The organism is Streptococcus sp. 2020WUSS084 (genome assembly GCF_044427445.1).
Classification (GTDB): Bacteria; Bacillota; Bacilli; order Lactobacillales; family Streptococcaceae; genus Streptococcus; species Streptococcus suis.
The window spans coordinates 1-12,901 of sequence record NZ_JAOTGC010000024.1 but is presented as its reverse complement, the minus strand read 5'-3'; the positions used below and the strand labels follow the sequence as shown (position 1 = coordinate 12,901).

The window sequence follows — 12,901 nt, the reverse complement described above, 5'->3', positions numbered from 1 at the left end:
CATCACTCGCTTAATGGAGACGTTAGGGGAGCTTTATTTTTAATAGTATCGGGAAGTAGCTCAGCTTGGTAGAGTACTTGGTTTGGGACCAAGGTGTCGCAGGTTCGAATCCTGTCTTCCCGATTATTCGGCTCTTTGTCAACTGTAGTGGGTAGATGAAAAGCTAACACCTAGAGAGGACGAACTTCGTTCTCTCTTTCTTTATGTTCAAAGCAATCAAAATCCGTTTTTCTAGTTTTCATCTTCCTGAAACCAAAGGCATTTCTCTTAATGACTTTGATGAGATTATTGGTAGCTTCCAGTTTGGCGTTGGAATAAGGCAATTCCATGGCGTTTAAAATCTTGTCTTTATCCTGATGAGACTGAAGAAATGATCTGAATTTTTCTCTTGGAAATGAAACAATAGAAATTGATAGAGTTCATAGTGCTGTCTGAGTTCATCTGAGTAGGATAGGAGTTTTTCTAGAATTTCCTTGTTGGTTAAATGCATCCGAAACATAGGGCGATAAAATCGTTTATCGCTGAGTTTACGACTATCCTGTTGAATCAATTTCCAGTAACGTTTCAAGGCACGGTATTCCTGCGATTTTCTGTCGAATTGATTCATAATTTGAATACGGACACGGTTCATAGCACGACTAAGGTGTTGCACGATATGAAAGTGGTCGAGTACAATTTTTGCATTCGGGAGTGAAACAGTCTGGGAATAGACTGTTTCAGCCTGAGCTTAGAAATTGGAGAGCGAAGGGTTTAGCCAATTTGTAGTAGGGACTAAACATATCCATGGTAATGACTTTGACCTGATTTCTAACCTTTCTAGGATAGCGTAGAAAGTGGTTTCGGATGGTTGCTTGAGTTCTTCCGTCCAGAATAGCAATGACGTTTAGGGAGTTGAAATCTTGAGCGATAAAGCTCATCTTCCCTTTCTTAAAGGCATACTCATCCCAGCTCAACACCTCAGGTAAGGTGTTCCAATCTGTTTCAAACTTGAACTCATTGAGCTTTCTGATAACTGATGATGTTGAGATAGATAGCCTGTGTGCAATATGTGTCATTGCTTGATTTTCGATGAGTAATTGGGCGATCTTCTGGTTAACAGCGACGGAGATTTGGTGGTTCTTCTTGACAAGAGGAGTTTCAGCCACAGCCATTTTCGCACATTCTTTGCACTTGAAACGACGCTTTCTAAGACGGATAAGTAAGGGATAGCCAGCTGTTTCTAGGTAGGGAATTTTGGAGGCTTTCTGAAAATCGTATTTTGCCATTTGTCCCTTGCAGGAAGGGCATTTAGGGGCTATGTAATCCAAGTGACCGTGGAGTTCTAAGTGAGTTCCCATATCATATTCATCAGTGATAACGATATTTTTGTCTTTCATTCTGAGAAAATTTGTGATACTATTTAGTTGTTCCATATGAGTCTTTCTAATGAGTTGTTTAGTCGCTTTTCATTATAGGTCATATGGGACTTTTTTTTCTATACTCAAAAATGGCTCCATAATCTCCACAGTGGTTTTACCCACTACAGAAATTATAGAGCCCCTTTTCACTGTTCAAAGCAATCAAAATCTGTTTTTCTAGTTTTCATCTTCCTGAAACCAAAGGCATTTCTTTTAATGAGTTTGATGAGATTGTTGGTGGCTTCCAGTTTGGCGTTGGAAAATGTGAGTTTTGTTGTTTTTCAGTGTAGGTCATAGGGGACTTTTTTCTACACTCAAAAAGGCTCTATATGACCATAGTGGGTTTACCCGTCATAGTCTTATAGTGCCTTTTATTTTTTGCTTAGTTTAACAACCGCCTCGGTCCGTGCTGTGTGGGGAAACATGTCGACAGATTGAATGTATTCTACCTTGTAGGCTTTGCTTAGCTCAACAAGGTCCCTTGCAAGAGTGGAGACGTTGCAGGATACGTAAACCATTTTAGCTGGTTTGTAATCCAAAATGGTTTTGAGGAGCTTTTCATCGAGTCCAGTTCGTGGAGGATCAACTACCAAGGCATCGGCCCTGTAGCCTTCTTGGTACCACTTTGGAATGATTTCCTCTGCTTTACCTGCCTCATAGTGGGTATTGGATAATCCCATTCGCTTAGCGTTTGCTTTAGCATCCTCGATGGCTTCTGGAATAATGTCCATACCTCGAACAGATTTGACCTTTTTTGCAAAGGCGAAGCCGATTGTGCCCACGCCACAGTAGGCATCAATCAAGTCTTCATCTCCTGAAATATCCAAAGCCTTGACGGCCTCGCCGTAGAGAATTTCTGTTTGTTGGGGATTTAGTTGGTAAAATGCCCGTGGAGATAGTGAGAATTCGTAATCTAAAACAGCCTCATCGATAGCTTGTTCTCCCCATAAAATTTCTGTTTTTTCACCATAAATATCACTCGTTTTCTGTCTATTCCAGTTTAGAGCAATAGTGATTATACTTGGAAATTGACTGGTGAGTTCATCAATTAATTTAGTAAGATTAACCTGACAAGAGGTGATAAAGATCACTTGAACTTGACCTGTTTTTCGAGCCTTGCGGACCATAACCGTGCGGATTCCATGTTGCTTGCGCTCATTGTAAATAGGAATATGGTGCTTGGTGAGTAGCTTTGCGATTCCGTTGATAATCTCTTGTGTTTCGGCATCTTGGACGTAACAATTCGTAATTCCAATCAAGCGATGGGAATTTTCTGCATAGAGACCGGCCTTGACTTGATCTTTGAAAGATCGAGTCTGGAACTGTAATTTGGCACGATAGTGGCTAGGCTTATCCATACCGATTGTTGGATAAATAGTGTAGTTTTCGTAGCCAGCTGGTTTGAACTTTTTTAGGGCCTGCTGCAAGAGATCTTGTTTGAAGTCTAATTGTTTATCATAGCGGAGGTGCATGATTTGACAACCACCACAGGCTTGATAGATGTCACAGGCAGGCTTGACTCGGAATTTTGATTCCTTGTTGATTTTTAACAATTTTGCTTCAACGAAATTTCGTTTGACTGAGGTAATTTGACAAAAAATTTCTTCCCCCTTAAGGGCACCAGGGACAAAGACTAGCGTTTTTTGATAAAATCCGATGCCTTCTCCGTTGATGCCCATTCGTTTGATTTTTAAGGAGATTCGTTGGTTTACTTGTAGATTCATATTATTATTTTACCGAAAAATCCTGTATAATGAAAGAATGAGAATTACAAAAATTGAAAAGAAGAAACGTCTTTATTTACTTGAAGTGGATGGTCAGGATAGTTTGTATATTACGGAAGACACAATTGTTCGCTTCATGCTTAGTAAGGGCAAGGAAATCACGGAGCAGGAGTTTCGTGAGCTTCGCGATTTTGCTCAGTTTTCTTATGGGAAAAATCTAGCACTTTATTACCTTTCCTTCAAGCAACGTACCAAAAAAGAAGTTAGTGATTATCTAAAAAAATATGAAATTGAAGAAAACAATATTGTCAAGATTGTGACGGTATTAGAAGAAGAAAAATGGCTGGACGATGGGAATTATGTTGATAGCTATGTTCGTCAGAATGCTCTAAATGGAGATAAGGGACCAGCTATGATTCGTCAGAAGTTGATGCAGAAAGGAATTCCTAAACCGCTGATTGATAAAAGGCTGGCTGAGGAAGATTTTTCAGAGCTTGCTGGGAAGATTGGGGAGAAATTGGTGGGTAGATACCAAAGAAAGTTGCCTCTTCGAGCTTTGCAAGATAAAGTTGTACAGGGATTGATGGGCAAGGGTTTTTCTTATGAGACGGCCAAACAAAGCCTGGGTCAGTTGGAACTTGTGGCTGATGAGGAAAATGAAGATGATTTAATCGCCAAGGAATTGGATAAGCAGTATAGAAAATATAGTCGTAAATATGAAGGCTATGAATTGAAGCAAAGGTTGATACAGGCTTTAGCTCGAAGGGGTTATGACTTTGATCGGATTCAGACTGTCCTTCGTGATTATCTGTGAAAAAATTTAGCCTAGGTTAGAAAAATATGATATAATAGTCAGGATAAATTGTAATTGTAGAAAGTTGGTAACAAAGTGAAATTACCAAAGGAAGGCGACTTTATTACAATTCAAAGTTATAAGCATGACGGTGAAATTCATCGCACTTGGCGTGACACCATGGTATTAAAAACAACGGGAAATGCTATTATTGGAGTCAATAATCATACCTTAGTGACTGAAAATGATGGTAGGCGTTGGGTAACAAGAGAACCAGCAATCGTTTATTTTCATAAAAAATACTGGTTCAATATCATTGCAATGATTCGTGAAAACGGAGTTTCCTATTATTGTAACCTTGCTAGTCCATATGTTCTTGACAATGAGGCACTCAAATACATTGATTATGACCTAGATGTTAAGGTCTTTGCTGATGGTGAAAAGAGACTGCTGGACGTGGATGAATATGAGCGTCATCGTAAGGCGATGAAGTATTCGGATGATATTGATTTTATTTTGAAGGAAAATGTCAAGATACTGGTTGATTGGATTAATAACCAGCGTGGACCATTCTCTCCAGCCTACGTTAATATCTGGTACAAACGCTATTTAGAACTGAGAAGTAGATAAAGTTAGAAAAGAAAATCCTGTTTTACAGGCTTTTTTCTTATTGTAAAGGAGGGGCTTATGGCCTTTGAGCAAACAAATGGGCGCTATGCAAGTTTTGGAGTTGTGACCTCGCTTCCCGGGGAAGTGATTGATAGTTTCTGGTATGTTATTGATCACTACTTAAAAGGAGTTATTCCTTTGAAAAATGTAATCCGTTTTTCTATCAAAAATCGTCGTGGTAAGATGACGCTGGTCTTTTCGCAGGAAGGTTATAAAAATGTACTGGCTGTAGATTTAGATAGTCGTTTTGATCCTTTTTATCCCTCAACAATCTTGGTAATGGACAAGCAGGGAAAAGAGACCATTACTTTGCCAGACGAGGTAACCTTGCTTTAGCTTGAAGAGATGGTATTTTATCACCCAAGATGTTGTTAATATATGAAATTTGGTGTAAAATAGATTTGTAAGCTTATGTGGGTTAGAAAGGAGGAGTCTATGGTTAGTCAAACTGTTGAAAAACCTCTCTATTTGCAGTTGGTTGATGAATTGGAAGTTGCAATTCGTGAGAGGATGGCTCCGAATGACAAGTTATTTTCAGAGCGTGAGTTGACACAGGTTTATGGTGTCAGTCGTATTACAGTTCGTTTGGCTTTGCAAGAATTGGAAAAACGTGGCTTAGTCTATAAGAAGCATGGTAAGGGAACCTATGTATCTGAGATTTCAGATACTGCAGTTGATTTGTCTCAGGCCTATAGTTTTACTGAGCAAATGAAAAAAATTGGGAAAGTACCGAGGACATCGATTTTATCCTTTGAATTGGTTAAGGCGTCGGACTATATTGCGCAACATCTACAACTTAGTCAGGGTGAGGAAGTGTTTGAAGTTGAACGTTTGAGACTTGCCGATGAGATTCCGATGATGCTGGAAAGGACATATGTTCCTGCCTCGTTATTTCCTGGCTTAGCTGCTCAGCGAATGAAGTCAACTCCCTTGTATGAAATTTTTTCAGAGGATTATCATCAGGTGATTCGTTTGGCAGAAGAAGAGTTCTATGCAAGTATTGCTTTGGATAATGAAGCTAAGATACTCGGGATTCCAAGCAATAGTCCAGTGCTTCATTTGGTAAGAAAAACGTATAATGATAAGAATAGAATTATCGAGTTTACGTTTAGTATTGCTAGAGCGGACCAGTTTCGTTACAAGATTACCCATCAACGGGGATATTAGAATTAATACTCTTCGAAAATCAAAATTATTCGTTGTCAAGAGCCTTGATGAAAGCCAGTTCTATCTTCGGCTTTATTTCCTAGGCTACTTTTGATTTTATTGAATATGAAAAAAACGCGGACGTTAGTCTGCGTTTTTTTAGCGATGATTGGCTGTAATTTCAAATTTGTAATACTTCCAGTGTTTGTAAGTTTCAGTATATTCCATCACTTCACCGCTAGTACTGTTAGTAGTTGTTTTGTTTTGTAGTACAGCTGGTTCAGTCGCTTTTAATTTCAAATGGGTGGCAACCTCTTTTGGAGATGGGCTGACAATTTCATTTGTTTCTACAAATGGTTCCTCGGACATGTGGATATTGTAGTCCAGTTTGAAGCGTTGATAGATTGATTGATAGTGCTCGAGTGGAGCATCTGGATTCTGAATATATCGTTGAGGGATGTATGAATTGTGGAAGATATATGGAGTGTCTTCTGCTGCGCGGACGCGTACAATTTTATAGTAAAACTCATTCTTGTCAAGATTTAGTTTTTCAAGGATATCGGGTTTATTGCCTTTTTCGCACGAGAGAACAGTAACCTTATCCTTGTCCATAGGAAAAATCTCAATATCAGAAAATTCTACAAGACGCCCTTTGCGTGAACGAGATACAAAGGTTCCTTTACCTTGTTGGCGAACGAGGTAGCCGTCTTTAACTAGTTCGTTTACTGCACGGATAACGGTAATGGAGCTAACATTAAATAGTTTTGTTAATTCAGATTCTGTGTAAAATTTGTCGCCATTTTCAAATTTGCCAGAAACAATCTGTTGGCGTAAGTCGTTTTGTATAAGTTGGTACTTCGGTACTTTCATACTTATTTCCTTCCTTTCCACAGCTTATTATACTAAATTAGTTGATGAAAATCAAAAAATATAGCTAAAATACCCACAAAAATATACTTTTTCACTTTATAAAGGTGATAAAAAATGGTAAAAAATTTTTTAAAAAGTACTGGACATAACCACAAAGAAGTGTTAGTATATTAATAGAAAGGTAAGCGGTTGCATCGGAGGAAGAAATGAAAGAATTTTATATTGGAGACCAATTTTATTTGGACGGTGAACCCTTTAAGATTTTATCAGGAGCGATTCATTATTTTCGTGTCCATCCTGATGATTGGTACCATTCTTTGTATAACTTAAAGGCCCTTGGTTTTAATACGGTTGAAACCTATGTCCCTTGGAATATGCATGAACCTCGAAAGGGTGAGTTTTGTTACGAGGGTATATTGGATATTGAGCGATTTTTGAAATTGGCTCAAGAATTAGGGCTTTATGCAATTGTACGTCCTTCTCCTTATATTTGTGCGGAGTGGGAATGGGGTGGCCTCCCTGCTTGGTTGATGAAGGAAGAGCTTAGAGTACGTTCGAGTGATTCGGTGTACTTGCAGCACTTAGATGAATATTACGCTTCTCTTATTCCTAAATTGGCCAAGCTCCAACTCGCACAGGGTGGAAATGTACTTATGTTCCAAGTGGAAAATGAGTATGGCTCTTATGGTGAGGAGAAGGAGTATCTAAGATCGGTGGCTGGCTTGATGCGTAAACATGGTCTAACTGCTCCCTTGTTTACCTCGGATGGTTCTTGGCGAGCAACATTACGTGCAGGAACACTGATAGAGGACGATGTATTTGTAACAGGAAACTTTGGTTCTAAAGCTAGAGAGAATTTTGCAAATATGACGGCATTCTTTAATGAACATCAGAAGAATTGGCCACTCATGTGTATGGAATTTTGGGATGGTTGGTTCAATCGTTGGGGCGATGAAATTATTCGTAGAGAGCCAGAGGAAATGGTTGATTCGGTTATGGAATGTATCGAATTGGGCTCCTTGAATCTGTACATGTTCCATGGTGGAACAAATTTTGGTTTCATGAATGGTTGCTCTGCTCGTGGTCAAATTGATTTGCCTCAGGTAACTTCTTATGATTATGATGCTATATTGGATGAAGCTGGAAATCCTACTAAGAAGTTTTATCTTTTGCAACAACGTTTGAAAGAAGTCTATCCTGAATTAGAGTATGCAGAACCGCTTGTAAAAGAGGCAAAAGCTTTTTCAGATGTGTCGCTTCATGATAAGGTGAGTTTATTTGCTACTCTAGAAAATGTAAGCGGTTGCGTAAAAGGGTTTTATCCTAAGAATATGGAAGAACTTGATCAGTCAACAGGTTATATTTTATATAGAACAGAGTTGGAGCGGGATAAGACAGAAGCGGAACGTTTCCGAGTAGTTGATGCCCGTGACCGTATCCAAATTTATGCAGATGGAAAATTCGTTGCAACTCAGTATCAGACTGAGATTGGTGACGATGTTGAATTGGATTTTAAAGATGACAAGCTAAAATTAGATATTTTGGTAGAAAATATGGGACGTGTCAATTATGGGCACAAACTAACGGCTCCTACCCAGTCTAAAGGGCTTGGTCGAGGTGCGATGGCTGATTTACATTTTATTGGTCATTGGAAAACCTATCCTTTGCATCTTGAGTCAGTTGAGGACTTGGATTTTAGTAAGGGCTGGGAGGAAGGTCAAGCTGCTTTCTATCGTTATCAGTTTGAACTGGATGAACTTGCGGATACTTACTTAGACATGACAGGTTTTGGTAAGGGAGTTGTTTTCGTTAATAATGTAAATATTGGACGTTTTTGGGAAAAAGGGCCAATCCTCTATCTCTATATTCCAAAAGGATACTTAAAGAAAGGAGCGAATGAAATAATTGTCTTCGAGACAGAAGGAAAATATAGAGAGAAGATTCATTTTTCACAAAGACCCGTTATAAAAAACTTGTAGAAATTTTAATCGGTTTCTGTCTAAAAGGTTTATGAAGAAAAGGAGAACACTGTATGGCAATTATTGCTACGCGTATTGATGGTCGTTTGATTCACGGTCAGGTTGCTAACTTATGGACGACGAAATTGAACATCGGTCGTATCATGGTTATCGATGATGCTGTTGCTCAAAATGACATTGAAAAACAAGGACTGAAATTAGCATGTCCTCCAGGCGTAAAATTATCGATTTTACCGATCGAAAAGGCTGCTAATAATATTAAGGAGGGCAAGTATGATAGTCAACGTCTCTTGATTGTTGCTCGTCGTCCAGAAAACTTCCTTCGCTTGGTAGAGTACGGGGTTGAGCTCCCTGAGTTGAACGTAGGGAATATGTCTCAAACTCCGGAAACTCGTTCTGTAACTCGTTCTATTAACGTTGTAGATAAGGATATTGCAGATTTTGATGCCTTGGCGGCTAAGGGTGTAAAATTATTTGCACAAATGGTACCTGGCGATTCACCAAAAGACTTTATGCCATTATTGGATAAGGTTAGATAACATTCGGATATTTTTGAAAAATTTAAAGGAGGATCACTATTATGCAATGGTGGCAAATATTACTTCTCACGCTCTACTCTGCTTACCAGATTTGTGACGAGCTGACAATTGTATCGTCAGCAGGTTCACCAGTCTTTGCAGGGTTTATCACTGGTTTAATCATGGGGAACATGGAAGTTGGCTTGCTAATTGGTGCAAGTTTGCAGTTAGTTGTCTTGGGAGTTGGTACTTTCGGTGGTGCGTCACGTATTGATGCAACATCTGGTGCGGTTCTTGCAACAGCTTTCTCTATTTCACAAGGTTTAGATCCAGAAATTGCCATTTCCACTATTGGCGTACCAGTTGCAGGGTTGTTGGTTTATACAGATATTTTAGGACGTTTCACTACTACTTTCTTTGCCCATCGTGTAGATGCAGCAATTGAACGTTTTGACTATGCTGGTATTGAACGCAACTACCTTCTTGGTGCAATTCCTTGGGCACTTTCTCGTGCACTTCCAGTTTTTCTTGCCCTTGCTTTTGGTGGTGGTCTTGTAGAAACTCTTGTCACTACGATTGAGTTGCCTGAATACAAATGGATTGCAGCAGGCTTAACTCTTGCAGCTCGTATGCTTCCAGGTCTTGGATTTGCAATCTTACTTCACTATCTTCCACTTAAACGCAACCTTCACTACTTGGCATTCGGTTTCGCTCTTACAGCTATGTTGACTGTTCTTTACGGTAACGTATCAGCTTTGGGTGGTGCAGTTGCTGGTATCGTTGGCACTCTTCCTGAAGATGCAGGTGTAAGCTTTGTCAATAACTTCAAAGGTTTGTCAATGATTGGTATCGCTATTGTGGGTGCATTCCTTTCAGTGCTTCACTTCAAAAATAGCCAAAAAGTAACTGTGGTTGCTCCATCAAATTCAGAAAGTGGGGAAATTGAAGATGACGAAATCTAATTACAAACTAACAAAAGAAGATTTTAATCAAATCAACAAACGTAGCTTGTTCACTTTCCAACTTGGTTGGAACTATGAGCGGATGCAGGCATCTGGCTACCTCTACATGATTTTGCCACAATTGCGTAAAATGTATGGGGATGGTACTCCTGAGTTGAAGGAAATGATGAAATTGCATACTCAGTTCTTCAATACTTCACCATTCTTCCATACCATCATTACAGGTATTGACTTGGCACTTGAAGAAAGTGATGGCGTCGCTTCTAAAGATGCGGTTAACGGTGTTAAGACAGGTTTGATGGGACCATTTGCCCCAATTGGTGACTCAATATTTGGTTCTCTTGTTCCAGCGATTATGGGGACTGTGGCTGCTACTATGGGTAAAGAGGGATCTCCAGTTGGTATCTTCCTTTGGGTAGCAGTAGCCATTGCCTATGATATTTTCCGTTGGAAACAGTTGGAAGTTGCCTACAAAGAAGGTACTAAGTTGATTACAACCATGCGCGATCGCTTGACAGCTCTCGTTGATGCAGCATCTGTAATGGGTGTCTTCATGATGGGAGCCCTGATTGCAACTATGATTAACTTTGAAGTAACTTGGGCTCCAGCTATTGGAGAAAAAGTGATTGATATTCAAGACATTCTGAATACCATCTTCCCACGTCTAGTACCTGCAATCTTTACAGGATTTGTCTTCTGGCTTCTTGGTCGTCGTGGCATGACTTCGACTAAAGCTATCTTGATTATTATTGTGCTTGCACTTGGCTTGTCAGCAATCGGTCACTTCCTATTTGGTATGGTATAATGGTTAGAAGTTTAGTATTAGTAAGTCATGGTATCTTCTGCGAGGAGTTGAAAAAATCTACTGAAATGATTATGGGTCCTCAAGAGGACATCTACACAGTAGCTTTATTACCAGAAGAAGGTCCAGAAGACTTCCAGAAAAAATTTGAAGAAACAATTGCTAATCTAGATGACTTTGTTGTCTTCGCAGACTTGTTGGGCGGTACACCAGCCAACGTCGTATCACGAAAATTGATTGAAGGTGGGCAGTTTGACCTCTATGCAGGTATGAACATGCCAATGGTTATCGGCTTCTTGAACGGCGTCCTGCTTGGCGAAGCCGTAGACTATGTCGAATTTGGGACAAGTAACCTAGTTCATGTCAATAGCCTATTAACAAGTGATGAAGATGACGATGAGTGAGACAGTCAGGGAAGTTGAAACAGTTTGGGGACCTGTTTCAACTGGTCACCTTGAAATGAAAGAGTGACCAAAGACAGCCTGAGCCTAGAAACGGGAGAGTGAGGCTAACTCAGCCGATTGTTACAGACGGATTTGATTTTCGTTAATTATAAAAGGTTCTATAGTTGATAGGCTTTAAGTATCCTGAGGCTGGGCAGAAAGTCCAGCCTCGCTTCTCAGAGTTCGAGTCAACATCTCAGCGCAGTGGTTGATTGGCAGATTTGTTCGTGTTTCCCACTCCCAATCTGACCATTACGACTGTTGCGAACAAAGTTCGCTTTATCTCCAACCTCAAACTGTCTCTCAGACAGTTTGAGCTGTGCGGGGGTGGGAGTGAAACAGTCTGGGGATAGACTGTTTCAGCTCAACAACTAGAAATAAAGACTTGTTGACGAACTCTTTTTAGACTGGTCGAGTTCTTTCCCACTCCCATTTGGCTTATGAGGAAAAGAAATGATTGAAGTAAAAACATTTGGTGAAAAAGCAAAACTGTATTGCTTGGAAAACAGGAATGGGATGCAGGTAACCTTGACGGATTTTGGTGCCAGAGTGGTAGAAGTGTTTTTGCCAGTAGAAGAGAATGGCGGTTTACGAAATGTCAGTTTGGCGGCTAAGTCGGATGAAGATTACCGCAAGACAGATTTGTATCCTGGTTCAACAATTATCCCAGTAGCGGGGCGTATTTCAGGTGCCCAAGCTGAGATAAAGGGAACAAGCTACCATTTCACAGAAAATGAACCTGGTAGGACTCTACACGGTGGGGTTGACACGGCAAATGAGCAGTACTGGGACGTTGAGCTAGACCATGAGAGAAATCAAGTGACCTTTGGTATGGTCCTAAAAGATGGTTTTAATGGCTTTCCTGGTGATGTGAGGGTCAAGGCTATTTATTGTTTGACAGATAAAAATGAATTGACAGTTGACTACCAGGCTGTATCGGATAAGGATACGATTTTTAATCCGACCAACCATATCTATTTCAACTTGACTGGTGATTTTCAACGGTCAGTTGTCGAGCACCGTATTAAAATTGCTGCCAATCACTATGCTCCGCTTGGGGAGGATAACCTGCCAACGGGTGTCTTAGAAGATGTGACAGGGACGCCGTTTGATTTTAGAGATTTTGCGCCTTTTACTCAGGGATTTGATAGCCAATATCCTCAAAATATGTTGGTAAAAGGCTATGACCACCCATGGTTATTGGAAGAGGTGGATATTCCGGTAGAAGTTTTGAGTCCAGATGGGAAAATTGGACTCAGTGTCAAAACCAACCAGCCTGCGGTCGTTATTTATACATATAATTTTCCTGTTGAAGCTTTGGCCTGTTACCACGGTGTCTTTAGTTTAGAGTGTCAGGCCTTGCCGAATGCGTGCAATGTCGATGGATTTGGTTCGATTTTGTTAGAACAAGGAGAAGAATTTTTGTCTAAAACGACCTATCGTTTTACTTGGTAAAAAAATGGGGGCTCTAGGTAAATTCTCAAAGTAAGTTCTAGTTCCCGTCCTTCCAGAAGTTACTTTGAGAAAACTGCATAACACCAACAGAATTTAGTCTCAGACTAAGTTCTGTTTTTGCCTAAAGCTGCAGATTCAAGGAA

General features: G+C 40.0%; 12 protein-coding genes, 1 tRNA gene and 2 pseudogenes. 11 read left to right on the top strand and 4 right to left on the bottom strand.

Features of this window, described 5'->3' with window-relative positions:
* The first annotated feature begins 49 nt into the window (after positions 1-49).
* A tRNA-Pro gene (locus ODU50_RS09920) sits at positions 50-123 on the top strand.
* A gap of 40 nt (positions 124-163) precedes the next feature.
* On the opposite strand, the pseudogene ODU50_RS09915 reads toward ODU50_RS09920, so the two are convergent.
* The 3 genes and pseudogenes from ODU50_RS09915 to rlmD form a co-directional block, all read right to left on the bottom strand.
* Positions 164-1,412: pseudogene (locus tag ODU50_RS09915) on the bottom strand (transposase).
* 100 nt (positions 1,413-1,512) lie between these two features.
* Positions 1,513-1,669 (bottom strand): annotated as a pseudogene (locus tag ODU50_RS09910) (transposase); the annotation flags it as partial.
* Between the two features lie 99 nt (positions 1,670-1,768).
* Complete coding sequence (rlmD, locus tag ODU50_RS09905; RefSeq protein ID WP_105153353.1) at positions 1,769-3,121, bottom strand: 23S rRNA (uracil(1939)-C(5))-methyltransferase RlmD; 1,353 nt, start codon at positions 3,119-3,121, stop codon at positions 1,769-1,771.
* Between the two features lie 37 nt (positions 3,122-3,158).
* Here rlmD and recX point away from each other — a divergent pair, with 37 nt between their 5' ends.
* The 4 genes from recX to ODU50_RS09885 all read left to right on the top strand — a co-directional run bounded on the left by recX (position 3,159) and on the right by ODU50_RS09885 (position 5,750).
* Positions 3,159-3,935 carry a recombination regulator RecX gene (gene recX, locus ODU50_RS09900; RefSeq protein WP_024416611.1) on the top strand — a complete coding sequence of 259 codons (777 nt, stop codon included), beginning with the start codon at positions 3,159-3,161 and terminating at the stop codon, positions 3,933-3,935.
* A 75-nt stretch (positions 3,936-4,010) separates the two neighbouring features.
* Positions 4,011-4,544: a DUF402 domain-containing protein gene (locus tag ODU50_RS09895; protein WP_105153352.1), complete on the top strand. Its 534-nt coding sequence runs from the start codon at positions 4,011-4,013 to the stop codon at positions 4,542-4,544.
* A 57-nt stretch (positions 4,545-4,601) separates the two neighbouring features.
* A complete protein-coding gene (locus tag ODU50_RS09890; RefSeq protein ID WP_029752740.1) occupies positions 4,602-4,919 on the top strand; it encodes a DUF960 domain-containing protein in 318 nt (105 codons plus the stop codon).
* A 99-nt stretch (positions 4,920-5,018) separates the two neighbouring features.
* Positions 5,019-5,750 (top strand): GntR family transcriptional regulator, encoded by a 732-nt coding sequence (locus ODU50_RS09885; RefSeq protein WP_014735520.1) that lies wholly within the window; start codon positions 5,019-5,021, stop codon positions 5,748-5,750.
* A 138-nt stretch (positions 5,751-5,888) separates the two neighbouring features.
* On the opposite strand, the gene ODU50_RS09880 is transcribed toward ODU50_RS09885, so the two are convergent.
* Positions 5,889-6,599 carry a GntR family transcriptional regulator gene (locus ODU50_RS09880; RefSeq protein WP_014637542.1) on the bottom strand — a complete coding sequence of 237 codons (711 nt, stop codon included), beginning with the start codon at positions 6,597-6,599 and terminating at the stop codon, positions 5,889-5,891.
* A 206-nt stretch (positions 6,600-6,805) separates the two neighbouring features.
* Between ODU50_RS09880 and ODU50_RS09875 the strand changes: the two genes are divergently transcribed.
* The 6 genes from ODU50_RS09875 to ODU50_RS09850 all read left to right on the top strand — a co-directional run bounded on the left by ODU50_RS09875 (position 6,806) and on the right by ODU50_RS09850 (position 12,758).
* Positions 6,806-8,578 carry a beta-galactosidase family protein gene (locus ODU50_RS09875; protein ID WP_105153351.1) on the top strand — a complete coding sequence of 591 codons (1,773 nt, stop codon included), beginning with the start codon at positions 6,806-6,808 and terminating at the stop codon, positions 8,576-8,578.
* A gap of 53 nt (positions 8,579-8,631) precedes the next feature.
* Positions 8,632-9,117 (top strand): PTS sugar transporter subunit IIB, encoded by a 486-nt coding sequence (locus ODU50_RS09870; RefSeq protein WP_004194095.1) that lies wholly within the window; start codon positions 8,632-8,634, stop codon positions 9,115-9,117.
* Between the two features lie 38 nt (positions 9,118-9,155).
* Positions 9,156-10,058, top strand: coding sequence for a PTS mannose/fructose/sorbose/N-acetylgalactosamine transporter subunit IIC (locus ODU50_RS09865; protein WP_024399825.1), 903 nt, complete (start codon positions 9,156-9,158; stop codon positions 10,056-10,058).
* Complete coding sequence (locus ODU50_RS09860) at positions 10,045-10,863, top strand: PTS system mannose/fructose/sorbose family transporter subunit IID (RefSeq protein WP_004194091.1); 819 nt, start codon at positions 10,045-10,047, stop codon at positions 10,861-10,863. The genes ODU50_RS09865 and ODU50_RS09860 overlap by 14 nt, the downstream gene beginning before the upstream one ends.
* Positions 10,863-11,264, top strand: a complete 402-nt coding sequence (locus tag ODU50_RS09855; RefSeq protein WP_105121880.1) for a PTS sugar transporter subunit IIA — start codon at positions 10,863-10,865, stop codon at positions 11,262-11,264. The genes ODU50_RS09860 and ODU50_RS09855 overlap by 1 nt, the downstream gene beginning before the upstream one ends.
* 492 nt (positions 11,265-11,756) lie before the next feature.
* The gene (locus tag ODU50_RS09850; RefSeq protein ID WP_105121879.1) at positions 11,757-12,758 is read left to right on the top strand and encodes an aldose epimerase family protein; all 1,002 of its coding nucleotides are present in this window, start codon (positions 11,757-11,759) and stop codon (positions 12,756-12,758) included.
* Positions 12,759-12,901: the final 143 nt, after the last annotated feature.

Excerpts from the sequence above, each read along its gene's own strand:
- ODU50_RS09855 (WP_105121880.1), top strand. The coding sequence starts at position 10,863 with ATGGTTAGAAGTTTAGTATTAGTAAGTCATGGTATCTTCTGCGAGGAG.
- rlmD (WP_105153353.1), bottom strand. The coding sequence starts at position 3,121 with ATGAATCTACAAGTAAACCAACGAATCTCCTTAAAAATCAAACGAATG.
- recX (WP_024416611.1), top strand. The coding sequence starts at position 3,159 with ATGAGAATTACAAAAATTGAAAAGAAGAAACGTCTTTATTTACTTGAA.
- ODU50_RS09850 (WP_105121879.1), top strand. The coding sequence starts at position 11,757 with ATGATTGAAGTAAAAACATTTGGTGAAAAAGCAAAACTGTATTGCTTG.
- ODU50_RS09860 (WP_004194091.1), top strand. The coding sequence starts at position 10,045 with ATGACGAAATCTAATTACAAACTAACAAAAGAAGATTTTAATCAAATC.
- ODU50_RS09875 (WP_105153351.1), top strand. The coding sequence starts at position 6,806 with ATGAAAGAATTTTATATTGGAGACCAATTTTATTTGGACGGTGAACCC.
- ODU50_RS09880 (WP_014637542.1), bottom strand. The coding sequence starts at position 6,599 with ATGAAAGTACCGAAGTACCAACTTATACAAAACGACTTACGCCAACAG.
- ODU50_RS09870 (WP_004194095.1), top strand. The coding sequence starts at position 8,632 with ATGGCAATTATTGCTACGCGTATTGATGGTCGTTTGATTCACGGTCAG.
- ODU50_RS09890 (WP_029752740.1), top strand. The coding sequence starts at position 4,602 with ATGGCCTTTGAGCAAACAAATGGGCGCTATGCAAGTTTTGGAGTTGTG.
- ODU50_RS09885 (WP_014735520.1), top strand. The coding sequence starts at position 5,019 with ATGGTTAGTCAAACTGTTGAAAAACCTCTCTATTTGCAGTTGGTTGAT.